This window comes from Halomonas sp. BM-2019 (genome assembly GCF_017584085.1).
The window spans coordinates 3,345,030-3,367,346 of record NZ_CP071922.1; the positions used below are offsets into that span (position 1 = coordinate 3,345,030).

Genomic DNA, 22,317 nt, shown 5'->3' on the forward strand with positions numbered 1-22,317 from the left:
GAAAGCACCGCACGTTGTTGAGGGCTGCCGGGCAGGATTCGCCTGTTCCTGCCAGCCGGATGATGAGCCATCATTGCATTTTAATACTCAAAAATGCAATCAGTCCCAAAATGCGCATGCTATGTCTTTAGTCTAATCCCCACGCTTCCAGCACCCTCCACCTACCGCCTTCCGGCAGACAAGGACTCGCAGACAGCCCAAGCTGAGACTGCCTCTCTTTTCTCGTATTGTATTTTTACCAACACAAGCACAAAATAGGAGATCACTTCCCTCCGCGACATTCGCATCCCTCGTTATCGAAGAGACTCTTCCAATGCACGCCATGCACGAGACATCACTGAGCAAGAGCGCCATCAAGATCCTGCTGCTGGAGGGGGTCCACCAGAGCGCCCTGGATAACCTGCGCAACGCCGGCTACACCAATATCGAGGCGCTGTCCGGATCCTTGGACGAGGCCGCGCTGATCGACAAGCTCCGCGACGTCCACTTCCTCGGCATCCGCTCGCGTACCCAGCTCACCGAGCGGGTCTTCGCCGCCGCCGAGAAGCTCAACGCCGTGGGCTGCTTCTGCATCGGCACCAACCAGGTCGACCTCGACGCGGCGCTGGGGCGCGGCATCCCGGTGTTCAACGCCCCCTACTCCAACACCCGCTCGGTGGCGGAGCTGGTGCTGGCCGAGGCGATCATGCTGCTTCGCGGCATCCCCGAGAAGAACGCCCGCGCCCACCAGGGCGGCTGGCTGAAGAGCGCCAAGCGCTCCCACGAGGCCCGCGGAAAGACGCTGGGCATCGTCGGCTACGGCAATATCGGCTCCCAGCTCTCGGTGCTGGCCGAATCGCTGGGTTTCGACGTCATCTACTACGACGTGGTGACCAAGCTGGGCATGGGCAACGCCCGCCAGGTGGCCAGCCTCGAGACGCTGCTGGCCCGCGCCGACGTGGTCAGCCTGCACGTGCCTGAGCTGCCCTCCACCCAGTGGATGATCGGCGCCGAGCAGATCGCCCTGATGAAGGATGGCGGCATCCTGCTCAATGCGTCCCGCGGCAAGGTGGTGGTGATCGAGGCCCTGGCTGAGGCCATCAAGGCCGGCAAGCTGAATGGGGCGGCCATCGACGTCTTCCCGGTGGAGCCCAAGGGTAACGACGAGGTCTTCGAGAGCCCGCTGCGCGGACTTCCCAACGTCATCCTCACCCCGCACATCGGGGCTTCCACCCTGGAGGCCCAGGAAAACATCGGCATCGAGGTCTCCGAGCGGCTGATCACCTACTCGGACAACGGCTCCACCATGATGGCGGTCAACTTTCCCGAGGTACTGCTGCCGCCTCATCCCGGCAAGCACCGCCTGCTGCACATCCACGCCAACGTGCCCGGGGTGCTCTCCGAGATCAACCGAGTGCTCGCCGAGCACGACATCAACATCGCCGGTCAGTATCTGCAGACCAACGACAAGGTCGGCTACGTGGTGATCGAATCCGACGGGCGCTACGACGACGAGGCCAAGCAGGCACTCAGCCAGATCCGCCATACGCTGCGGGTGCGAGAGCTGTTTCCCTGCTGAGGCGCTGTGCGAAAGCTGGCGCTGCTCAATCGCTCAAATAGCGCCGACGATAATCACCGGGCGTCACCCCCACCACCTTCTTGAAGGCGGTCGTGAAATAGCTGGCGTGGCGATACCCCACCCGTTCGGCGATCTCGGCGACGCTCAGGTCGGTGGTGATCAGCAGCGACTGGGCCTCGCCGACCCGGCGCCGGATCAGGTAGTGAATGGGCGAACAGCCCACCGCGGTCTTGAAGCGGTGGGCAAGATGGAAGTGACTGACCTTGAAGCGCTCGGCCATGTTCTGCAGGTCGAGCGCCTCGGCATATCGCTCGTCGATATAGCGGCGCACCTCCTGGCCGAAGTCGTAGCCGGGGAGGTCGAGGCGTGGCTCGTGCCGCTCCAGCAGGCGCCCCACCAGCTGAATCAGCGCCTGCAGCAGATGGTGACAGATCTCGTCGCTTCCCTGCCACACCTGGTCGTAGAGCAGCCGCATCAGGCCCTCGAATGTGTCGTGGTGCTCGCCGCTGGCCAGTACCGGACACCCCTGTTCGGTCACCAGGTGATTGACCGGCAACCCCCTGAGCTGGAGATTCCGGAAGCCGCAGCAGTAGGCGACGATGCCCACCTCGGGACTTGCCGACTCGTCATGCAGGGTACCGCTGTTATAGATGAGCACATCCCCCCGTCGCGTCCGGTACTCCTGCCCGCCGATGATATGGGTGCCCAACCCCTCGCTGATAAAGACGAGCTCGGCGCAGTCATCATGGCGATGCATGGCCCGGGGCATATCACTCTGGCTCCCCTCGGCCCGGCACATATAGAGCAGCTCGGCGGGCCGCTCGATGGCCAGCCGGCTGCCGGCGCTCGGCTGCCGGAATCGCTGGATGACCGACGGCCCTCCGGAGCAATGGTGGATATCCGTCATCTTCTCTCAGTCCCCCAGGGTGCCAGACCACGACTTGCTTGCCGTGGACCGGCTCGCACTGCCCTCAGTGGTAATCGACCCACACCCCTCCTGCCTCGGCGGAGCGCACGCAGTGTGCCACCCAGCGCACGCCCTCGACGCCGGCATGAATGTCGGGAACAGCCAAGGTTTCGATGGCACCGGTGTCCCCGCAATCCATCGCCTCCATGGCCAAGGCGAAGCGGGCATAGAGGTTGGCCCAGGCCTCGAAGAGCCCCTCGGGGTGACCGCTGCCGATACGGTCGTCCTCCCGCGCCTCGGGATACAGGTAGTCCATACCCCGCTCAAGGAGCCGGACCGGCTCGCCCTGCACCTCGTAGCGCAGTTGGTTGGGCCGCTCGTCCCACCATTCGAGGCTGGCGCGGGAGCCGATCACCCGCACCTTCTGGCCGTGCATGGAGCCGGCGTTGACCGCCGAGGCCCACAGGTGGCCCATGACGCCACCTTCGTACTCCATCAACACATAGGCGTTGTCCTCCAAGGGCGCACGACTTGTCACGAAGCTCTGGCGCGCGCAGAGCAGACGCGAGATGCGCAGCTCCGGCAGCATCGCCTCGACGATGTAGAAGGGGTGCGTTGCCAGGTCGCCGAGCACGTAGCTGGGCCCGGCATGCTTGGGATCGACCCGCCATCGGGTACTGGGGTTGGCTGCCTCCACGGCCTCGCTATGGAAGCCATGGGCGAACTGCATGTGCACCATGCGGATCTCACCCAGCTCGCCGGCGGCGATCATCTCGCGGGCCTGGCGGATCAGCTGGTGCCCGGCATAGCCATAGGTCACCCCAACGAAGCGGTTCTGCCTCTCGGCCAGGTCATGCAGCACCTCGGCCTCCTCCACGCTGAAGCAGAGCGGCTTCTCGCAGACCACGTGCAGACCGGCCTCCAGCGCCGCCTGGCAGATGGCATAGTGGGTACCGTTGGGCGTGGCGATGGAGACCGCCTGGATACCGTCCGGCCGTTTGGCCTCCTCGGCGAACAGGGTCTGGTAATCCGGATAGCAGCGCTCGGGCGCTACCCGCAGCGCCTGACCGAATTCGCGCCCCCGCTCGGGGTCGATGTCGAAGGCGCCGGCCACCAGTTGGAAGCTGTTGTCGCGCAGTGCCGCACAGCGATGGATATAGCCGATCTGGCTGCCGCGTCCGCCGCCCACCATCGCCCAGCGAATGGGCGCGGCTACCTTCAGGTCACCCTGGATCATGGTCATGTCTCCTGTGGTCAGACGTCGGCCTGGAAGCCCCGGCCCTTCAGGTACTCGAGGCTGGCAGTCACGGCGGCGAGGCTGCCGTCGGCATCCCGCGGGTCGCGCTCCTGCTCTATGGTGATATAGCCCTGGTAGTCGATCTCCTTGAGCAGCGGGTAGAGGGCGTCGTAGTCCACCACACCCTGGCCGATGGGGCACATCACCCCACGGGCGCAGGCCTCGAAGAAGTCCACCCGGCTGGCCATGACCTCGGCGAAGACCCGCGGTTCGATATCCTTGAAATGCAGGTAGTCCAGGCGATCCGCCTGCTCGCGGAGCCAGGTCACCGGATCCATGCCGGCGTAATAGAGATGGCCGGTATCCAGACAGAGGCCGGCGATCTCGTAGGGGATATCCGCCAGCAGGCGTTGGATCTCGTCGGCAAACTCGATATAGCCGCCGGCATGGGGGTGGATAACGGCACGGACGCCATACTCGCGGTGGGCCAGCTCGGCGATGGTCCGGATATGGCCCATCATGGTGGCCCACTGGTCATCGTCGAGACGGGGCGCCTCGTCGGAATGGCCGGCGTAGCGGCTGCGCTCGGCATGCACATGGTCGATTACGACCAGATAGGGGGCGGGGAAGTGCTGGCCCGCCGCCCGCGGCAGCTCGGGCAGCTGCGTGAGGAAGGCGCAGATCTCGTGGGTCTGCTTGACCAGGCTGTCCCGGTTGGCCGGGTCGACCAGGTCGTCGAAGATGGTGCCGGCGACCACCTTCAGGCCACGCTCATCCAGCGCCTGGCCGAGCCGCTCCCGGTCCAGGGGCAGGTAACCGTAGGGGCCCAGCTCCAGCCCCTTGTAGCCCGCCTCGGCGGCCTCATCCAGTACCTTCTGCCAGGGCGGCAGGTGAGGACTGTTGACGTTGTCGACGCCCCAACAGCAGGGCGCGCTGGCGATTCGCATGCTCATTCGGGTGGCTCCGCTGGCGATTGTCATTGGTGTTGGGCTCATGCCCGGTCGAGCACCATTACAGCAGGCCTGCGCCGGCCCCGATGTCACATTCTTGCGATTGTTTCGGACTGGGGCCGCCACTGACAAGCCGCCAACGCCGGCCTCACGGCCCCGACCACCGCGAGCACCGGGCTCATGACTATCACTTTGTTGCGCTTGCCCGCGACGCTCCTTCCCACAGGCAACGACGGGCCGGCACTAGGCCGGCCCGTCGCGGGGAGAAGACAACCCGAGATCGTGTTCAGGCGGTCTTGGGTTTGCGGCGGTTCTTCATCCACAGCGTGGCCGAGAGGAAGTAAAGCGCGGTCGGTATCACGATCAGGGTCTGGAAGCTGCCGAGGTGGGCCACCGCATCGGCACCGTTGAACCAGGCCCAGCCAGCCGCCCCGAGAATCACCAGCAGACAGGCCACGGCGGTAAAGTACCAGGGGTCGAGTACGCGCACCGGACGCTGCTCTTCAGCCTCGCCGCCGGGGACCTCCGGCGGATGCACGGGGCCATAGGCCTCGGCATAGTAGTCGATCCCCGTTTCACGCTGCACGCCCAGGGCCCGGCACAGCAGCGGGTAGGCGATGACACTCACCAGCCACACCGGAATGAACAGGGTGAAGAGGTGCAGCGAGCCCTCCATCAGCAGCAGGACGCCGGTCATCACCCCGATGCCCCAGGCCAGGAAGGCCGGACGGTTGTCGGCGAGACCGCGGTGCTCACGCCACAAGGGGCGCATGCCCAGGCGCGGCAGCAGGAAGTGCTCGGCGGCGATGATGGCGCCCACCGGGGCGATCAGCATGATGAAGTAGGAGAGCACATTGAGCCACTGGGTGAAGACGAAGGGGAAGCAGGCGATCAGGGTGGTTGCCAGCCCGGTGACCATCGTCACCTGGACTCGGGAGTACTTGGGAAATACCGACTGGAAGGCCAGCCCGGCGCGGTAGAGGCTGGGAATCGAGGTGGTCCAGCCAGCGATCACCACGGCGATCAGGCCCATGGCACCGAGGATGCGGAAGGCCACGCCACCGGGGTCCATTTCGGTGAGCTGGGAGCCGGCCAGCAGCGCCGCGGTGGCGCCCATCATGCCTGCGCAGACCCAGGCCATGTAGTGGCCGATATACATGCCGGCCGCAGAGAAGTAGCCGTAGGAGGATTTGCGCGCGAAGCGCAGGATCGACATGTCGCTCATGCCCAGGTGCATGGGCAGGTTGGCCCCCCAGGCCCAGGCGGCAATCACCCAGACGGAGATGCCCGGATCACCATCGGGGGTGGCGCCGGTCCAGACGAAGGTATCGACCACCCCGGAAAGCGTGGTGATGCCGTCCAACTGCCCCATGTGCAGCAGCACCGGGATGGTGACCACACCGCTGGCCAGGAACATGGTGGCCATCCAGGGCGAGCAGACGGTGGAGAAATTGGCAATCAGCTTGAAACCCTTGATGGTCATCCACACCGTGATGGCGCCCACGAAGAGCACCAGGGCCACGAAGCTCAGGCTCTGGGGGTACCAGGCGGTCTGTGGCGGAATGCTGGTCACCACCCGGAACGCCGAGGCCGAGACGGTGATCATGGCCCCGGACACTACGGCAAAGATCAAGCCGTTGAGCAGGTTGTAGACCAGCGAGAAACGCTTGCCGGCCAGGCGCTCCAGGTACCAGTAGATGGTCATGCGCGAACGCACTGCCACCGGGCTGCACACCCAGGCCCAGGAGAGCACGGCGAAGAGGTTACCGATCAGCAGGCCCCACAGCAGGTCGCTGGTGCTCACGCCCAGCGCCACCAGGGAGGCGCCGATCACGAATTCGGTGCCGGCGACATGTTCGCCGGCATAGGAACCAAGGAAGTACTTGCCGCTCAGCTGACGACTGGCCGGAATCCGCTGGTGTTCGAATTCTCCACCCTGGCTGGTGTCTGCCGACGACGCGCCGACATCGGCTGCAGACAGTGTCGAGGACTGGGTGCTCATGTGCGTCTCCGCTGTGGTTGGCCTCTCGCCAGCAGGTGGATGACGAGGGACTGGAATACTAGATCCAGAATATAGATTCCACGGAAGGAATATTCAAACCGAGAGCACTAGACCATAGTCGAGCATCAACGCGGACTCCACGAGAAGGGGCCCTGGAACACCTGGCACACCAAGGAGCAACCCGCACCTTCAGTAGCGGTGCCTGAGGTCAGCCAGTTGCTCGGACCCGATGCGCTGGAAGTCCGCATCCTGCCCCTGCACGATACCCAGACCACCCCACTCGGGGGTGGTGATCACGTCATGGATGTCCTGGAAGCGGACCTAAGCTGTGTTGTCGCCCAGCGCTCCCATCCTCACCCGCATTCAGAGAGGCTCAAGGGAACGTCGCGACTGCCTGATTCAATAGGGTGTCATCGACACAACTCATTGGTAATCGACCCATGCCGAGCCGCTGTCGGCCGAGCGCACGCAGTTCTCCAGCCAGCGCACGCCTTCGGTGCCGGCCGCGATCCCCGGGTAGTGATGGGCCTTCAGGAAGGCGTCATCGCCGCGCCGCCTGGCGTCGATGGCCTGGGCGATCCACAGATAGATGTTGGCCCAGCTGTCACCGAGCCCCTCGGTGTGCAGTGCACCCATGCGATCGATCGCCAGGCTCTCCTCCTCGAGGTAGGGCATGCCGTGATGCAGGGTACGGGGCGGCTCGCCCTGCACTTCATAGATCAGCTGGTCGGGATGGGCATCGGACCACTCGAGGGAGGCCTGGGAGCCGATGAAACGGTAGCGCTGCGACCCCATGTGGCCGGCGTTCACCGACGACACCCAGAGCCGCCCGCGCGCCCCGTTGTCGTAGTGCATCAGCACCGTGGCGTGGTCTTCGAGGGGCGCGCGGGTCGGAATGAACGCCTTGCGGTCGCAGAGCAGCTTCTCGACCCTCAGGTGCGGCAGCACCACCTCGGAGAGGTAGTAGAGGTGGGTGCCGATATCGCCCAGCACGAAGGTGGGGCCGGCGGTCTCGGGGTTGGTGCGCCACTTCACCGCCTCGCCGGCACCTTCATCGTCACCCGAGTTGAAGCCGTGGGTGTACTGCATATCGACGATGCGGATCTCGCCCAGCATGCCCTTCCTGACCATGGCGGCCATCTGATGGACCAGCGGGTGGCCGGAGAACCCGTAGGACACGCCCACGATGAGGCCCTTGTCCTCGGCCAGCCTGGCCACCTCTTCGCACTCGGCGACGGTGAAGAACAGCGGCTTCTCGCAGATCACATGCAGCCCCGCCTGCAGGCACGCCTTGGTGATCTCGTAGTGGGTGACGTTGGGGGTGGCAATCGACACCACCTCGACGCCGTCCTCGCGTGAGGCCTCACCAGCGATCAGCTCCTGATAGGTGGCGTAGCAGCGCTCCTCGGCGACTCCCAGGTTGGTACCGAAGTCGCGGCCGCGCTCGGCGTCGAGATCGAAGGCTCCTGCCAACAGCTGGTAGGTGCCGTCACGCAGGGCGCCGGTGCGGTGCTTGTAACCCACCTGGCCGGTGCGGCCACCGCCCACCATGCCCCAGCGTAGCGGGCGCGTAGTCGTCTTCTCACCATTCAGCATGTCACCTCTCCTCATTTGTCGATTGTTATCCGTCAATTGCCGTGCCCCCGGGCGCTACGGCACTTGCGGCCTGCGGCACTGGTGTCTTCGAGGCCTCTTGCACCCGGTTGCAACCGGCTGTCAAAAAAATGCCCTGTCCCGCGACACGGCCTTGAAGCTCCCGTTTGTGCTAGGCTCGAAACCGCTTTGCACCCGGTTGCAAGCCAGACTAGAATGGAACAAAATTTCCGTCAAGGGGAAATCTTGATCAAAAAGTCCAAGAACGAGGGCGAGATGGTCAGTGCCCACAAGGTGACCGCCAGCGATGTGGCCGAGCGTGCCGGCGTCTCCAAGTGGACCGTCTCGCGTGCCTTCACCGAGGGAGCCTCCATCTCGCCCCAGGCGCGTGATCGGGTACTGCAGGCTGCCGCCGCGCTGGGCTATCGCCCCAACCTGCTGGCGCGCAGCCTCACCACGCGTCAGACCCGCATCGTGGGCCTGGTGGTGGACGAGATGGACAACCCCAACATGCTGCCACTGCTCAACGAGGTCAGCCTGCAGCTGCAGCGACGGGGCTACCTCTCCATGCTGCTCAACATCACCAACGACAACCGTCACGGCTCGGCCATCTCGCTGGCCGATCAGTTCCAGGTGGATGGCCTGATCTTTCTGGGCACCGTGCTGACCGACGAGCTGATCCGACTGGCCCGGGATATTCGCCATATCCCGCTGGTGGTGCTCTACCGGAACTGCGAGGAGCCCGATATCCAGGCCGTCGCCACCGACGGGCACGCCGCCGGCCGCGAGATCGCCGACCTGCTGAGCGCTCAGGGTTACCGCCGGATCGGCTATATGACCGGCCCGGCCAGCGAGTCCACCCGCCTGCGGCGCCTGGCGGGCTTCCGGGAGGGACTCACGGAGCATGGGGTAGGCGCCATCGAGATTCTGGATGCCGGCCACTATCGCCGCGAGTGCGGGCTCACCACCCTGGCGGCCTACCTGGACACCACGTCCCCTGGCGAGCGCCTCGAGGCGCTGTTCTGCGAGAACGATATACTGGCCATCGGCGCCCTGGACGCCCTCTCCGAGCGGGGGCTATCCCAGCAGATGGCCATCATCGGCTTCGATGATATCGAGCTGGCCGCCTCACCTCGTTACGCGCTGACCACCTACCGGCAGCCCCTCCAGGCGCTGGTCAGCGAGGCCGTCCGACGGGTGGTCGAGCGACCGGAGGCCGAGACCCAGCACCTGACGCGCGGCGAGCTGATCCTGCGGCGCTCCCACCGCATCGGGCTCTTGCCCCCCACATAAGAGCGCCGGAGCCTCGCGGCTCCGGCGCTCGTTGTCACGGTGTCCCGCTTCGCGGGCGCGATCAGTGGGTCGGCATGGTGAAGTGGTTGGTCTCTTCCCGGATGCCGCTGGGCCAGCGCTGGGTGATGGTCTTCATCCGGGTGTAGAAGCGTACGCCGTCGGGGCCGTGCATGTGCAGCGGGCCGAACAGCGAGCGCTTCCAGCCACCGAAGCTGTGGAAGGCCATGGGCACCGGGATCGGGACGTTGACGCCCACCATGCCCACCTGGATCTGCTCGCAGAACTGGCGGGCGGCGTCGCCGTCGCGGGTGAAGATGGCGGTGCCGTTGCCGTACTCGTGGTCGTTGATCATCTCCACGGCCTCGTCGAAGCTCGCCGCGCGGGCGATGGCCAGCACCGGGCCGAAGATCTCCTCGCGGTGGATGCGCATGCCCGGCTTGACGCGGTCGAAGAGGCTACCGCCCACGAAGTAGCCATCGCCGGCGCCTTCGATCACCGCCCGGCGGCCGTCCACCACCAGCTCGGCGCCCTCGTCCACGCCGGCCTGGATATAGCCCGTGACCTTCTCCAGGTGCTCGCGGGTAACCAGCGGGCCCATGTCGTTGTCGGGACCGTCGACGAGGCCCGGGCCGACGCGCAGCTTGTCGAGCTCGGCCACCAGCTTCTCGCGCAGCCGCTCGGCGGTCTCCTCGCCCACCGGCACGGCCACCGATATCGCCATGCAGCGCTCGCCGGCCGAGCCGTAGGCGGCCCCCATCAGCGCCCCCACGGCCTGGTCGAGGTCGGCGTCGGGCATGACCACCATATGGTTCTTGGCGCCGCCCAGGGCCTGGACCCGCTTGCCGTGGGCAGAGGCGGTCGAGTAGATGTACTCGGCAATCGGCGTGGAACCGACGAAGCTCACCGCCTGGACTCGCTCGTCGGTGAGCAGCACGTCCACCGACTCCTTGTCACCGTTGACCACGTTGAAGACGCCGTCGGGCAGCCCGGCCTCGCTGAGCAGCTCGGCGAGGCGCATCGGCGTGGAGGGATCCTTCTCGGAGGGCTTCATGATGAAGGTGTTGCCGCAGGCCAGGGCCACGGGGAACATCCACATCGGCACCATCGCCGGGAAGTTGAACGGCGAGATGCCGGCGCAGACGCCCAGCGGCTGCATCAGGGAGTAGCTGTCCACCCCGGTGCCCACGTTGAGGGAGTGCTCGCCCTTCTGCAGATGCGGGATGCCGCAGGCGAACTCGACGACCTCCAGGCCGCGGGTCACTTCGCCCTTGGCGTCGGAGAACACCTTGCCGTGCTCGCTGGCGATCAGCCGCGCCAGCTCGTCGGCGTGCTCCTCGACCAGCGCCTTGAACTTGAACAGGATGCGCGAGCGCTTCAGCGGGCTGACCTTGGACCAGCTGGCGAAGGCCTCGTGGGAGACGCGCACCGCCTCGCGGGTTTCGTCGGCCGAGGAGAGCGCGACCTGCAGGCTCTGCTCGCCGGTGGCGGGGTTGTAGACGGGCGCGGTGCGACCGCTCTGGCTGGCCACGGCCTGGCCATTGATATAGTTGCCCAGAATGCTCATAGGGGCTCCTCTTGTCGTCGTGAGTCGGATTATTCGGTGACCTGGAGTCCGGCCTCGGCACAGAAGCGCTTGAGGTTGTCGCAGCCCAGGCGCGCATAGGTCAGCGGATGGGCCACAGCGGGGTCCTGCTCCGCCTCGACCACCAGCCAGCCCGCGTAGTCGCTGGCCGCGAGCTGCCTGAACAGGCTGGTGTAGTCGATAAAGCCGTCACCCGGCACGGTGAACATGCCGTTGAGCACGCCCTCCAGGAAGCTCAGGTCGCGGTTGCGCACGTCGGCCAGCACCTCCTGGCGGATGTCCTTGCAGTGCACGTGGTTGATGCGCTCGGCGTACTTCTTCTGGACGGCGAGGGGGTCACCGCCGGCGCCCACCAGGTGGCCGGAGTCGAGCAGCAGGCCCACGGAGGGCTGGGTGCCGGCCATCAACCGGTCGATCTCGGCCTCGCTCTCGATCAGCGTGCCCAGGTGGTGGTGGTAGGCGATCTGCACACCCTGAGCCTGGCAGTAGTCGGCCACCTCGTTGAGGCGCGGCAGGAAGGTCTGCCACTCCGCCTCGCTCATGGTCGGGGTATGGGAGAGCGGCACGTCGCGCTGGCCGTGCACGCAGCGGGTCACCTCGCAGAACACCATCACCTTGGCGCCCAGCGACTTGAGCAGGTGCAGGTGGGGCTTGAGCGCCTCGATCTCCTCCTCGGCGCTGCGGGTCAAGAGCCCGCCGCTGTACCAGCCGGAGACCAGCGACAGGCCGTGGCCCGCCAGGATCGGCCCCAGCACCTCGGGGTCGCGGGGAAACTTGTGGCCCAGTTCGAAGCCGGCGAAGCCGGCCTGCTTGCCCTCGGAGAGACAGGTCTCCAGAGGGGTATCGCCGCCCAGCGACGGCATGTCGTCGTTGGTCCAGGTCAGGGGGTTGATGCCCAGTCTTACGCTCATGATGGACTCCTGAAAGCGCTCGTGGTGGTGGTCGAGAGTTAGATGTTCTGGAACTGGCGGGCCTTGTAAGCCTCGTAGCGCTCACGAGCCTCGTTGACCTCGGGGCGCTCCGAGACCTCGGGCACCGCCACGTCCCACCAGGCTCCGCCGTCCTGGGTGTCGGCCAGGGCATCGGTGTCGATGGCGATCACGTAGCTGATGTCGGAGGCCTTGGCACGCTCCAGGGCCGCTTCCAGCTCCTGGATGTTGCCCACCTGTTCGGCCTTCGCCCCGAGCGATTCGGCATGGGCGGCGAAATCGGTCTTGGGCGCGCCCTCCTCCACGGTCAGGCAGTCGTCGAGCAGGTTATTGAAGCCGGGGCCACCGCAGAACTGCTGCAGGCGGTGAATACAGCCGTAGCCACGGTTGTCGAGCACCACGGCGATGATCTTGTGGCCCAGCATCACCGAGGTGGCGATCTCGGAGTTGAGCATCAGATAGGAGCCGTCGCCCACCATGACGAAGACCTCGGAGTCGGGCATCGCCATCTTGGCGCCCAGCCCGCCGGCCAGCTCGTAGCCCATGCAGGAGTAGCCGTATTCCATGTGGTAGCCGCGATCGAACCGGGTGCGCCACAGCTTCTGCAGCTCACCGGGCAGCCCGCCGGCGGCACACACCACGATGTCGCGCTCACCGGCGGCGCGGTTCACCGCCCCCACCACCTCGGCGTCGCAGGGCAGGTTGGTGCCGCGGTCGGCGGTGACCCGCTCGACGGTGCGGTTCCAGTCGGCGCGCAGCTCGGCGGCCTGCTCGATCCAGGCGCCCTCGGGCCGCCAGCCGTCGAGGCCGGCGCTGAGCTCCGGCAGGGTCAGCTTGGCATCGCCCACCAGGGCCTGGCCCTTGTGCTTGACCGCATCGAAGGAAGCGACGTTGATGGAGAGCAGCCTGGCCTCGGGGTTGATCAGGGCCCGGGATCCGGAGGCGAAGTCGCCTAGGCGGGTGCCCACGGCGATGATCAGGTCGGCCTCGGCGGCCAGCGCATTGGCCGCGGCGCCACCGGTGACACCGATGGTGCCCAGGTTCTGCTCGTGGTCCCAGGGCAAGGCCCCCTTGCCGGCCTGGGTCTCGCCCACCGGCAGGTGGTAGGCAGAAACGAAGGCATCGAACTCGGCCAGGGCGTCGGCGTAGTGGGTGCCGCCACCGGCGATCACCAGCGGCTTCTTCGCCTGGCGGATCAGAGCGATGGCATCCTCAAGCTCCCGGCGGTCGGCGGCCTGGCGACGCGGGCGATACACCTTCTCGGCGAAGAAGTGCGCGGGATAGTCGTAAGCGAAGGTCTGGATGTCCTGGGGCAGTGCCAGGGTCACCGGGCCACACTCCACCGGATCGGTGAGCACCCGTACCGCCTGGGGCAGCGAGGTGAGCAGCTGCTCCGGGCGGGTGATGCGGTCGAAGAAGCGACTCACCGGCTTGAAGCAGTCGTTGGAGGTCAGGGTGTGGTCGTGGAAGTTCTCGACCTGCTGCAGCACCGGGTCGGGCAGGCGGGTGGCGAAGGTGTCCCCCGGCAGGAAGAGCACTGGCAGGCGATTGACGTGGGCCACGGCGGCGGCGGTGACCATGTTGGTGGAGCCCGGCCCCGCCGAGGCGGTGCAGGCCATCACCTGACGGCGGTTCAGCGTCTTGGCGTAGGCGATGGCGGCGTGGGCCATGCCCTGCTCGTTATGGGCCCGGTAGGTGGGCAGGGTCTCGCGGGCCTGGTAGAGCGCCTCGCCCAGGCCGGCCACGTTGCCGTGGCCGAAGATCGCCCAGACCCCGGGGAAGAGCGGCTGGATCTCGCCGTCGAGTTCGACCTTCTGGGCCATCATGTAGCGGACGACGGCCTGGGCCATGGTGAGTCGAATGGTAGTCATGGTCATTTGCCCTTGATCAGGAGTCCAGAGGGGTCAGGCAGCGGTGCGCTGACGCGCCTGCCAGGTTTCCACCAGTGCGAGGTAGTTGGCCACCACGGCCTCGATCAGCTGCTCGTCGTCGAAGTCGCCGCGCAGCCAGCGGCGGCTCGGCTCGCCGAAGATGGTGCGACCCACGGCAAAGCCCTTGCAGACCTCGGCGCCGGCGCTGTCGAGGATGCCCTGCTTGAGCTCCTCGGCCGGCGCATCCAGGCCCAGCATCACCACGCCGCGGCAGTGGGGGGAGCGCGCCGCCAGCAGGTCGCCGATCCGCCGCCAGGCGGCCGGGCTCTGGGGCGGCAGCTTCCACCAGTCGGGCTGCACCCCCAGGTTGTAGATGCGCTGCATGGTGTTGAGATAGGTGTCGTCGTTGCTGACCTGGTCGCGCGGTGGAATGATCTCCAGCAACAGCTCGTGACCAGAGGCGCAGCAGGCCCGATAGAGCTCCAGCACCTGGCGCTCCTGGGCGCGCCGCAGCTCGACATGGTCCTCCGGGTGATAGAACACCAGGCACTTGACGATATGCTCCTGCGGCCAGTTCTTGAGGCGCGAGCCGATATCGCGGCCGCCCTCCAGCTCGATGGGCCGGGAGCTGGGCAGTTCCACCGGGCGGCCGATCCACCAGCCGCGGCCGGTGACGTCGTTGAGGGCATCCTGGCCGTAGGTGTCGTCGATCAGCACGCCCACCTGGCTCGCGCCAAGCTGCTGGCTGCCGCGCTCGGTGGCCTGGACCAGCAGGCGCTTGAGAGTGGGGATGCGCGAGGGATCGGCGCCCGCCTCCCGGGCCATGTCGAAGAGCTGCTTGCGGTGATCGAAGGCCAGGATGCACAGGTCGTTCCACTCGGTGGCGGTGCGCTGGGTGGTGACCCGGTGCAGGTAGTTGAGCCGCGCGTCCAGGTCCGGGCGCGGGATCGACTCGGCCCGGGACAGGTAGTCGTCGAGCTCCTCGGCGCTGGGAATCGCCGGGGCACAGCCATGGCGGGAGACCACCAGAGCGCCGCAGGCGTTGGCATAGGCGCAGCTCCGGGCATGGGATTCGCCCCGCAGCCAGCCGCGCAGGAAACCACTCATGAAGGCGTCGCCGGCGCCCAGCACGTTGAGCACGTCCACCCGAACCCCGGTATGCACCTCGAAGGAGGCCTCGCTGTCGGGAATGGCACCGTCGAGCACGGTGCAGCCCTGGGCGCCGAGCTTGAGCACGATGGTGGCATCGGTGAGCTCGCGAATCGTCTTCAGGGCGGTGATGGTATCGGTGCTGCCGCCGGCGATATGCACCTCTTCCTCGGTGCCCACCACCAGGTCCAGGTCGGGCAGGATGGTCTGCAGGTGGCGGCTGACGCCCTCGTTGGAGATGAAGCGGGTCTCGCCGTCACCCAGGGTGGTCAGGCCCCACAGCACCGGGCGATAGTCGATGTCGAGGATCACCTTGGTGCCGGCCGCCTTGGCGTATTCGATGGCGGTCTTGCTGGCCTGATAGGTCTGCTCGGTGGAGAAGTGGGTGCCGGTGATCAGCAGCGCCCGGCTCGAGGCAATGAACTCCGGGCTGAAATCATTAGCATCGATGGCCATGTCGGCGCAGTCATGGCGGTAGAAGATCAGCGGGAAGGTGTCGCGATCCTTGATGCCCAGGATCACCAGGCCGGTGAGGCGCTCCTGGTCGGTCACCACATGGCTGATATCGACGCCGGCACGCGCCAGCTCCTCGCGCACGAAACGCCCCATATGCTCGTCGCCGACCCGGGTCAGCATGGCGGACGTGAGTCCCATGCGCGCGGTGCCATAGGCGATATTGGCGGAGGAGCCGCCGAGGTACTTGGCGAAGCCGCTCATGTCCTCCAGGCGGCTGCCGACCTGCTCGCCATAGAGGTCGACGGCGGCACGCCCCAGGCAGATCAGATCGAGGGTCTTGGTATCATTCATGGGCTCGCATCCTAGGCTTGTCCAGTCCCGAGCCCTGCTATCACGGCTCGGCGATCGTTGATGGTTGAAGATGCCGGTTTATGTATTCCACTTGAGATCCATTTTAGAACAAAGATTCCATCTGTTCAATGAATGGAAATGATGATTCGTTCTTCTTTAGTCGCATGAGCGCTCGACAAACCAAGCGCTCCCCTCACAACAAAGCGCGCTGGCCAAACGAAATCCTCTTGCCAAACAAGGATCCCCTGCCAAACAAAGAACAGCCCCGGTCCCTGCCGGGTCCGGGGCTGTGCGGCACGAGACGGAATACTCAGGCGTAGAAGGCTGGCCGCTCGGGCATCTCGATGGGCTCGATGGCGCCGCTCTCCTGGGCCTTGACGCAGACATCCCCGGTGATCGCCGCGGCATAGCCGTCCCAGGAAGAGGGCCCACCGATGCCGCCGGCGGCCACGCCATCGATAAAGGCCTGGAGTTCCACGTCGAAGGCCTCGCTGAAACGTTTCTTCCAATCCTGGAGGATCTCGTTGCTGAGCCGGCCGGCCTGGCGAAACTGCAGGCTCTGTGGCTCGGGCAGGCGGGCGACGCCCTCCTCGCCGACCACGTCGCACTGGATGTCGTAGCCGTAGCGGCAGTTGACGAACACCTCCACGTCGATGCGCACGCCCTTGACGGTCTCCAGCATGACGATCTGCGGATCGGCGACCTGGCTATGGGCATGACGGGTCTTGCGCGGGAAGACCACCTGGGCGCTCTTGTAGTCGTCGTCGAGCAGCCAACGGAAGGTGTCCAGCTCGTGGATCAGGGTGTCGTGGATCGCCATGGGGGTGATATAGCGCTCCGGCACCTCGGGGTTGCGATGGGCGGCGTGCACCATCAGCGCCTCGCCCAGCTGACCGCCATCAATGGCCTCCTTCATCATTCGGTAGCCGCTGTCGTAGCGACGCATAAAGCCCACCTGCACCAGGCGGCGGCCGGCCTCGATCTCGGCATCGATGATGTGGCGGCAGCCCTCGGCGGTGGTGGCCAGCGGCTTCTCGCAGAACACGTACTTGCCGGCCGCGATGGCCGCCAGCACATACTCCTCGTGGGTCGGCCCCCAGGAGGTGACCAGTACGGCATCCACGTCCTCGGCGGCAATCAGCGCCTGGCCATCCTCGTAGACGCGGGCGGAGAGCCCCAGGCGGTCGACCACGGCCCGGGCCTGTTCCATGTTGACGTCGGTGACGGCGACGATCTCGCCGCCGGTAAGCTGCTGGGTGATGCGGCGGGCGTGCTCCTCGCCGATCATCCCGGTGCCGATGACTCCGATTCTGACGGTCATGATGTTGTCCTTTTATTGGTTCCAGTACTTGTCGACGTAACGCTGAATTTCCTGACGCATGAAGCGGGATGACTCCACGGCTCGCTCCTCCCAGCCGAAGACACAGCTGGAGAGCACGCCGTCGAAGCCGACCTCGTGCAGGGTCTTGAAGAAGACGTCCCAGTCGATCTCGCCCTGGCCGATATCCAGGTGCTGATGGACGCGGGCCTCGGAGCCCGGCGGGTTGACGATGTAGCGCAACTCGGAGGAGGCCTTATGATTGAAGGTGTCGGCAACCCGGGCGTGGACCAGCTCGCCCTTGGTGGCGCGAATGGTCTCGGCCAGATCGTCACCGTAATAGAAGCAGTGCGGTGCAATGTAGGAGCACTTCACCGCCGGGGAGTCGATGGTCTTGATGATCTCCACCGCCGGCTCCATGGTCTCGATCCAGTCTTCCGGGTGAGGCTCGACGCTCAGCGTCAGGCCCTCGCGCTCGAGGATCGGCACCAGCACGTCCATGGAGCGCCAGAAGGCGTTCTCGCAGGCCTCCGGGGTGTGAATGCCCTGACGGTCGGCCTGGGAGCGCTCCACGGAGCCGCCGCGCCCAAACTCCGAGATCAGGGTGTCGCACCCCAGCTCCACGGCCACCTCGATGATGCGCTTCCAGTTGTCCATGGCCATTTCCCACTCGTCGCGGTAGGGGCTGGACCAGCGGTACATGGGCTGCATGGTGGCCAGGCCCACGTCGTGCTCGCGCATCGCCTTCTTGAAGGCCTGCACGGCGGCCGGATAGGTACGCGGCCGGGTCCACCAAACCATGAAGTCCGGGCGTGGCGACAGCTCGATGTAGTCGTAGCCCAGCTCCTTGGTCAGGCGGCAGATTTCCGGCAACGACAGATGGCGATGCATATGGGGATCGAGAGCGATCTTCATGATGTCGTCCTCCTGGTGGAAGGGTGCGGTGATATGGGGGCTCAGCGTGTCAGGCCGGCACGAATGAAGGCCATGCTCTGCTGAAGGGCCGCAACGGGATCCTTCAGGGCGTGAACCTCCTCGGCGAAGGGCTCGAAGGAGACGTACCCCTCGTAGCCATCGGCGAGCAGTCGGCTGAGCTGCCCCACGTTGTCGAGGCGGTCACGCTCGCCGACCAGCAGGCGATGCGGATCCAGCATGTCGTCGAAGCCGAGCGCCGGGTCCTCCACGCCGGAGATGTGCACCAGGCCGGTTTGCCCAGCGAAGAAGGCGGTCTCGCCGGCGCCCCGATGATGAAAGGTGTCGTGAACCAGGCCGAAGCGCGACTCCAGCCCCAGCTCACGGATGGTTTTCACCGCCTCGGCCTTGGTGCGCAGCGAGGAGATGGGGAAGCCCAGGGGCTCGACGAAGCCCTGGAGATCGTAGCGCCCGAGGATGGCATCCAGTTCGATCAGGGAGCGCTCCAGCCCCGCGCGCTTCTCGTCGGCACTGGCGGAATGGTCCGCATCCACCAGCGGGCAGAGCACCAGGCCCAGCCCGCCCGCGGCATCCACCAGCTGAGCCAGCTCATCCGCCTTGGCCTCACGCTCCGCGTTCCAGATATTGAAGGGATAGAGCGCGTTGATGCTGAGCACCTCGATGCCCAGCTCTCGAGCACGCTGCCCGGCGGCACGCGCGGCCTCGAGGTCGAGGATGCTGTTCTCGCCCACGTCGTTGCGCAGCTCCACGGCGCCCAGGCCCATCTCGGCGGCGACCTCGATCAGCTGCTGCGGGGTCCAGCGGGGGCAGACCATATGGTTGAGGGCGAATTTCACGTCGTATTGAGCCATGGCGGCCTCCAGTGAATGGCTTGGTTGTTGTCGTCCGCCTGAAGGCTAGAATATACATTCCATTAAATCAACAAACTGAATTTTCCATCTCAGACGAATCACTCACCCTGCCCCACCGCCATATGCACACAACATCAGGGGGTTAGATCTCATCCAGGCAAGGCGGGGCGAGACTCTCTACGACCAAAGATGCAGACCGCCCCCCGGTCATGTCGTCACATCCGGTGCTGGAACTGCTGGGACCTTCATTCTAGACCATCGTTTGAATGGAATTTTCATTCCCGCTCTGCTAGGGTAACGTCAGTCATGTGACACGACACCCGAACGCTGGCCAGTCATCAGCAAGGCGGACACCATGAATGAGACACCCCAGGACTTCACTTCGCTGGAAGCGCGCATCACGGCCGACTACCCGTCGCTGAGCCGTCGACTGCAGCAGACCGCGCGCTTCCTTCTCGATCACCCCCAGGAGGTCGCCTTCGCCACGGTGGCAAAGCTGGCCGAGCAGGCAGGCGTCACACCCTCGACCCTGATTCGCTTCGCCAATAGCTTCGGCTTCAAGGGCTTCTCGGAGATGCAGCAGCTGTTCCGCGCCCGCCTGGTGGACGAGCTGCCCAACTACACCGAGCGGATTCGTGCGGTACGCACCGCCACCGGTGAGACGCCCGACAGCAGCCAGCTGCTGTGGGAGTTTGCCGAAGCCAACCGGGACGTACTGGATCAGCTTCCCGCTCGCACCGACCTGCGTAGCCTGGAGCGCGCGCTGGATCTCTTCGAAGCGGCAGAGATCGTGCATGTCATGGGCGCCCGACGCAGCTTCGTGGTGGCCAGCTACATGGCCTACGCCCTGCAGCACGTAGAGAAACGCACCCATCTGGTCAGCGGCCTGGGCGGCATGCACCTCGAGCAGCTCAAGTCCATGGGCAGTCGCGATGCGCTCATGGTGGTGAGCTTCTCGCCCTACGCCCAGGAGTCACGAGAAGCTGCGGAAGAGGCTTCCAGGCGAGGCATTCCCCTGGTGGTCATCACCGACTCCAGCCTCAGCCCACTGGCCCGGTTGGCGGACGTCTCGCTGGTGGTGCATGAGGCGGAGGTCAAGAGCTTTCGCGGCCTGACCGCCTCGCTGTGCCTGACCCAGACCCTGGCCATCGCCCTGGGCGTCCGTCAGGACAGGGCGCGGGACGAGGTCGACCAGGAAGGGGAAGGATCTCCCGCCGTGCGCTGAGCGACGCAGCCGCTACAGGACCACTCTCCTTTTTTTACTTGCAACCGTTTCAGGAGGGCATGACCATGACCTCACTCCTCGTTCGTCCCCACGAGCCCGATGCCCAGGGCAAGGTGCTGGAAGTCACCCCGGCATCCGCCGGCTGGGAGCACGTGGGCTTCCGCGTGCACAAGCTAGCCAAGGGGCAGCGCCTCGAAGCCAATACCGAAGGCCGCGAGCACTGCCTGGTGCTGCTCGCGGGGCGCGCCACCGTGACCAGCGGCGAGCATCGCTGGGAAGAGATCGGTGAGCGCCTCGACATCTTCGAGAAGATCCCGCCCTATGCCGTCTATTTGCCGAATGGCGTGGGCTACAGCGTGGAGGCCACCACCGACCTGGAACTGGCGGTGTGCAGCGCACCCGGCCAGGGCAACCACCCGCCGCGGCTGATCACCCCCGACCAGGTCAAGCGCAGCACCCGCGGCAGCGGCACCAATACCCGCCATATCCAGGACATCCTGCCGGAGACCGAGCCGGCGGACAGCCTGCTGGTGGTGGAGGTCTACACTCCGGCCGGCAACTGGTCGAGCTACCCGCCCCACAAGCACGATGTGGACAACCTGCCTGAGGAGTCGATCCTCGAGGAGACCTACTACCACCGCGTCAACCCCTCTCAGGGATTCGCCTTCCAGCGGGTCTACACCGACGACCGCTCCCTGGACGAGACCATGGCGGTGGAGAACGGCTGCTGCGTGATGGTGCCCCGCGGCTACCACCCAGTAGGTGCCGCCCACGGCTACGACCTCTACTACCTCAATGTGATGGCCGGCCCCAAGCGTGCCTGGAAGTTCCAGAACGACCCGGCCCATGAGTGGATCGCCAACCAGTAACCCCCCGCCATATTCGATTGTCGTGTGCCTGACGTCTCTTCGCCCCGCCTCGGCGGGGCTTTTTTGTGCCTGCCGTATGACTCTGGGCGCCACTAAAAGGAACATTTGTTCCATATATACCAAAGTATAGAATATATTTTTTGCATTCCTGCAACATGGAATCTATATTCCATTCAAGGCACGCATAGAATTCTGATGCCTTCACCCAGCACCGGCTAGCAATAACCACAACGACACTCAATGGAGTCTGCCTCATGAAACGTCTTCTGCTTGGCGCCGCCCTCTTCACCGCCTGCACCACCACGGCCATGGCCCAGAACATCGGTGTGTCGGTGGCCTACTTCGATGACAACTTCCTCACCAGCATGCGCAATGCCATGCAGGCAGAGGCCGAATCCCATGGCTGGAATGTGCAAATCCTGGATGCCCAAGGGGATATCGGCCGTCAGCTCAGCCACACCGAGAGCCTGGCCGCCCAGGGCGTCGATGCCATCATCATCAACCCGGTGGATACCGCCGCCACCGGTATGATGACTCGCGTTGCCGTCGAGAACGGTATCCCCCTCGTCTACGTGAACCGTGAACCAGAAGGCAACGACCTCGATCATGACAACGTGGCCTTCGTCGGCTCAGAGCAGAAGGTGGCCGGTGAGCTGCAGATGGAGGCACTGGCCGAAATGCTGGGCGGAGAAGGCCGTATCGCCATCATGCTGGGAGAGCTCTCCTCCAGCGCAACCCATCTGCGCACCGAAGGCGTGGAGGAAGTTGCCGCCAGGTATCCGGGTATCGAAATCATCGAGAAGCAACCTGCCGACTATCAGCGCACCAATGCCATCGACCTGATGAACAACTGGATCGTCGGCGGTCGGCAGATCGACGCCATCGCGGCGAACAACGACGAAATGGCGCTGGGCGCGCTGATCGCCATGCGCCAGTCGGGTATTGCCCCCGACGAAATCCTGGTTGGTGGCATCGATGCCACCCGAGACGCCCTGGACTCCCTGCAGCGGGGCGAGCTGGCGGCCAGCGTCTTCCAGGATCCGATCGGCCAGGGCGGCGGCGCCGTCAAGGTGGCCATCGCCCTGGCCAACGGTGAGACCGTCGAGAGCATCAACATGGTGCCTTTCCAGCTCGTCACCCGCGACAACCTTGAAGAGTTCCTCGCCGACTAATGGTCTCGGGTCCGCCCGGTGGCGGACCCTCATCGCCTCAGGAGTCCCCCATGGCTACGATGACTGCCGAA

The 22,317-nt window shown here is 65.4% G+C and carries 17 protein-coding genes; 5 read left to right on the forward strand and 12 right to left on the reverse strand.

The features are described 5' to 3' along the window. Window positions 1-322: 322 nt before the first annotated feature. Entirely contained in the window at window positions 323-1,558 is a 1,236-nt protein-coding gene (gene serA, locus J5F18_RS16645) for a phosphoglycerate dehydrogenase (protein WP_346302261.1), read from the forward strand. Window positions 1,559-1,583: 25 nt separating this feature from the next. Here serA and J5F18_RS16650 read toward each other — a convergent pair whose 3' ends face one another. The 5 genes from J5F18_RS16650 to J5F18_RS16670 all read right to left on the reverse strand — a co-directional run bounded on the left by J5F18_RS16650 (window position 1,584) and on the right by J5F18_RS16670 (window position 8,250). Next, window positions 1,584-2,465, reverse strand: a complete 882-nt coding sequence (locus J5F18_RS16650) for an AraC family transcriptional regulator (protein ID WP_346299656.1) — start codon at window positions 2,463-2,465, stop codon at window positions 1,584-1,586. Window positions 2,466-2,529: 64 nt separating this feature from the next. Next, complete coding sequence (locus J5F18_RS16655; RefSeq protein WP_346299657.1) at window positions 2,530-3,702, reverse strand: Gfo/Idh/MocA family oxidoreductase; 1,173 nt, start codon at window positions 3,700-3,702, stop codon at window positions 2,530-2,532. Window positions 3,703-3,719: 17 nt separating this feature from the next. Continuing rightward, the gene (locus tag J5F18_RS16660; RefSeq protein WP_346299658.1) at window positions 3,720-4,655 is read right to left on the reverse strand and encodes a TIM barrel protein; all 936 of its coding nucleotides are present in this window, start codon (window positions 4,653-4,655) and stop codon (window positions 3,720-3,722) included. 283 nt (window positions 4,656-4,938) lie between these two features. Beyond that, window positions 4,939-6,654 (reverse strand): hypothetical protein, encoded by a 1,716-nt coding sequence (locus tag J5F18_RS16665; RefSeq protein ID WP_346299659.1) that lies wholly within the window; start codon window positions 6,652-6,654, stop codon window positions 4,939-4,941. Window positions 6,655-7,077: 423 nt separating this feature from the next. After that, window positions 7,078-8,250: a Gfo/Idh/MocA family oxidoreductase gene (locus J5F18_RS16670; RefSeq protein WP_346299660.1), complete on the reverse strand. Its 1,173-nt coding sequence runs from the start codon at window positions 8,248-8,250 to the stop codon at window positions 7,078-7,080. Between the two features lie 243 nt (window positions 8,251-8,493). Between J5F18_RS16670 and J5F18_RS16675 the strand changes: the two genes are divergently transcribed. Continuing rightward, window positions 8,494-9,540, forward strand: coding sequence for a LacI family DNA-binding transcriptional regulator (locus J5F18_RS16675; RefSeq protein WP_346299661.1), 1,047 nt, complete (start codon window positions 8,494-8,496; stop codon window positions 9,538-9,540). Between the two features lie 61 nt (window positions 9,541-9,601). Here the strand turns inward: J5F18_RS16675 and J5F18_RS16680 are convergent, their stop codons facing one another. The 7 genes from J5F18_RS16680 to J5F18_RS16710 all read right to left on the reverse strand — a co-directional run bounded on the left by J5F18_RS16680 (window position 9,602) and on the right by J5F18_RS16710 (window position 18,980). Next, window positions 9,602-11,104: a CoA-acylating methylmalonate-semialdehyde dehydrogenase gene (locus J5F18_RS16680; protein WP_346299662.1), complete on the reverse strand. Its 1,503-nt coding sequence runs from the start codon at window positions 11,102-11,104 to the stop codon at window positions 9,602-9,604. Window positions 11,105-11,133: 29 nt separating this feature from the next. Beyond that, window positions 11,134-12,033 carry a myo-inosose-2 dehydratase gene (gene iolE, locus J5F18_RS16685; protein ID WP_346299663.1) on the reverse strand — a complete coding sequence of 300 codons (900 nt, stop codon included), beginning with the start codon at window positions 12,031-12,033 and terminating at the stop codon, window positions 11,134-11,136. A gap of 38 nt (window positions 12,034-12,071) precedes the next feature. After that, window positions 12,072-13,922 (reverse strand): 3D-(3,5/4)-trihydroxycyclohexane-1,2-dione acylhydrolase (decyclizing), encoded by a 1,851-nt coding sequence (gene iolD / locus J5F18_RS16690; protein WP_346299664.1) that lies wholly within the window; start codon window positions 13,920-13,922, stop codon window positions 12,072-12,074. A 33-nt stretch (window positions 13,923-13,955) separates the two neighbouring features. Continuing rightward, window positions 13,956-15,878 (reverse strand): 5-dehydro-2-deoxygluconokinase, encoded by a 1,923-nt coding sequence (gene iolC / locus J5F18_RS16695; RefSeq protein ID WP_346299665.1) that lies wholly within the window; start codon window positions 15,876-15,878, stop codon window positions 13,956-13,958. Between the two features lie 310 nt (window positions 15,879-16,188). Continuing rightward, window positions 16,189-17,199 (reverse strand): Gfo/Idh/MocA family oxidoreductase, encoded by a 1,011-nt coding sequence (locus tag J5F18_RS16700; RefSeq protein ID WP_346299666.1) that lies wholly within the window; start codon window positions 17,197-17,199, stop codon window positions 16,189-16,191. Window positions 17,200-17,211: 12 nt separating this feature from the next. Beyond that, window positions 17,212-18,111 (reverse strand): sugar phosphate isomerase/epimerase, encoded by a 900-nt coding sequence (locus tag J5F18_RS16705; RefSeq protein WP_346299667.1) that lies wholly within the window; start codon window positions 18,109-18,111, stop codon window positions 17,212-17,214. Window positions 18,112-18,152: 41 nt separating this feature from the next. Then, on the reverse strand, window positions 18,153-18,980 hold the full coding sequence (locus tag J5F18_RS16710) for a TIM barrel protein (protein WP_346299668.1): 828 nt from the start codon (window positions 18,978-18,980) through the stop codon (window positions 18,153-18,155). Window positions 18,981-19,335: 355 nt separating this feature from the next. On the opposite strand from J5F18_RS16710, the gene J5F18_RS16715 reads away from it, so the two are divergent. The 3 genes from J5F18_RS16715 to J5F18_RS16725 all read left to right on the forward strand — a co-directional run bounded on the left by J5F18_RS16715 (window position 19,336) and on the right by J5F18_RS16725 (window position 22,246). Beyond that, the gene (locus J5F18_RS16715; RefSeq protein WP_346299669.1) at window positions 19,336-20,205 is read left to right on the forward strand and encodes a MurR/RpiR family transcriptional regulator; all 870 of its coding nucleotides are present in this window, start codon (window positions 19,336-19,338) and stop codon (window positions 20,203-20,205) included. Window positions 20,206-20,270: 65 nt separating this feature from the next. Continuing rightward, window positions 20,271-21,074: a 5-deoxy-glucuronate isomerase gene (gene iolB / locus J5F18_RS16720; protein WP_346299670.1), complete on the forward strand. Its 804-nt coding sequence runs from the start codon at window positions 20,271-20,273 to the stop codon at window positions 21,072-21,074. A gap of 308 nt (window positions 21,075-21,382) precedes the next feature. Beyond that, window positions 21,383-22,246, forward strand: coding sequence for a sugar ABC transporter substrate-binding protein (locus J5F18_RS16725; RefSeq protein WP_346299671.1), 864 nt, complete (start codon window positions 21,383-21,385; stop codon window positions 22,244-22,246). The last annotated feature ends 71 nt before the right edge of the window (window positions 22,247-22,317 follow it).

Coding starts and splice junctions, on each gene's coding strand:
- iolB (WP_346299670.1), top strand. CDS start 20,271: ATGACCTCACTCCTCGTTCGTCCCCACGAGCCCGATGCCCAGGGCAAG.
- J5F18_RS16710 (WP_346299668.1), bottom strand. CDS start 18,980: ATGGCTCAATACGACGTGAAATTCGCCCTCAACCATATGGTCTGCCCC.
- J5F18_RS16660 (WP_346299658.1), bottom strand. CDS start 4,655: ATGAGCATGCGAATCGCCAGCGCGCCCTGCTGTTGGGGCGTCGACAAC.
- J5F18_RS16700 (WP_346299666.1), bottom strand. CDS start 17,199: ATGACCGTCAGAATCGGAGTCATCGGCACCGGGATGATCGGCGAGGAG.
- J5F18_RS16725 (WP_346299671.1), top strand. CDS start 21,383: ATGGCCCAGAACATCGGTGTGTCGGTGGCCTACTTCGATGACAACTTC.
- J5F18_RS16680 (WP_346299662.1), bottom strand. CDS start 11,104: ATGAGCATTCTGGGCAACTATATCAATGGCCAGGCCGTGGCCAGCCAG.
- J5F18_RS16705 (WP_346299667.1), bottom strand. CDS start 18,111: ATGAAGATCGCTCTCGATCCCCATATGCATCGCCATCTGTCGTTGCCG.
- iolD (WP_346299664.1), bottom strand. CDS start 13,922: ATGACTACCATTCGACTCACCATGGCCCAGGCCGTCGTCCGCTACATG.
- iolC (WP_346299665.1), bottom strand. CDS start 15,878: ATGAATGATACCAAGACCCTCGATCTGATCTGCCTGGGGCGTGCCGCC.
- J5F18_RS16650 (WP_346299656.1), bottom strand. CDS start 2,465: ATGACGGATATCCACCATTGCTCCGGAGGGCCGTCGGTCATCCAGCGA.
- J5F18_RS16655 (WP_346299657.1), bottom strand. CDS start 3,702: ATGATCCAGGGTGACCTGAAGGTAGCCGCGCCCATTCGCTGGGCGATG.
- J5F18_RS16715 (WP_346299669.1), top strand. CDS start 19,336: ATGAATGAGACACCCCAGGACTTCACTTCGCTGGAAGCGCGCATCACG.
- J5F18_RS16670 (WP_346299660.1), bottom strand. CDS start 8,250: ATGCTGAATGGTGAGAAGACGACTACGCGCCCGCTACGCTGGGGCATG.
- serA (WP_346302261.1), top strand. CDS start 323: ATGCACGAGACATCACTGAGCAAGAGCGCCATCAAGATCCTGCTGCTG.
- iolE (WP_346299663.1), bottom strand. CDS start 12,033: ATGAGCGTAAGACTGGGCATCAACCCCCTGACCTGGACCAACGACGAC.
- J5F18_RS16665 (WP_346299659.1), bottom strand. CDS start 6,654: ATGAGCACCCAGTCCTCGACACTGTCTGCAGCCGATGTCGGCGCGTCG.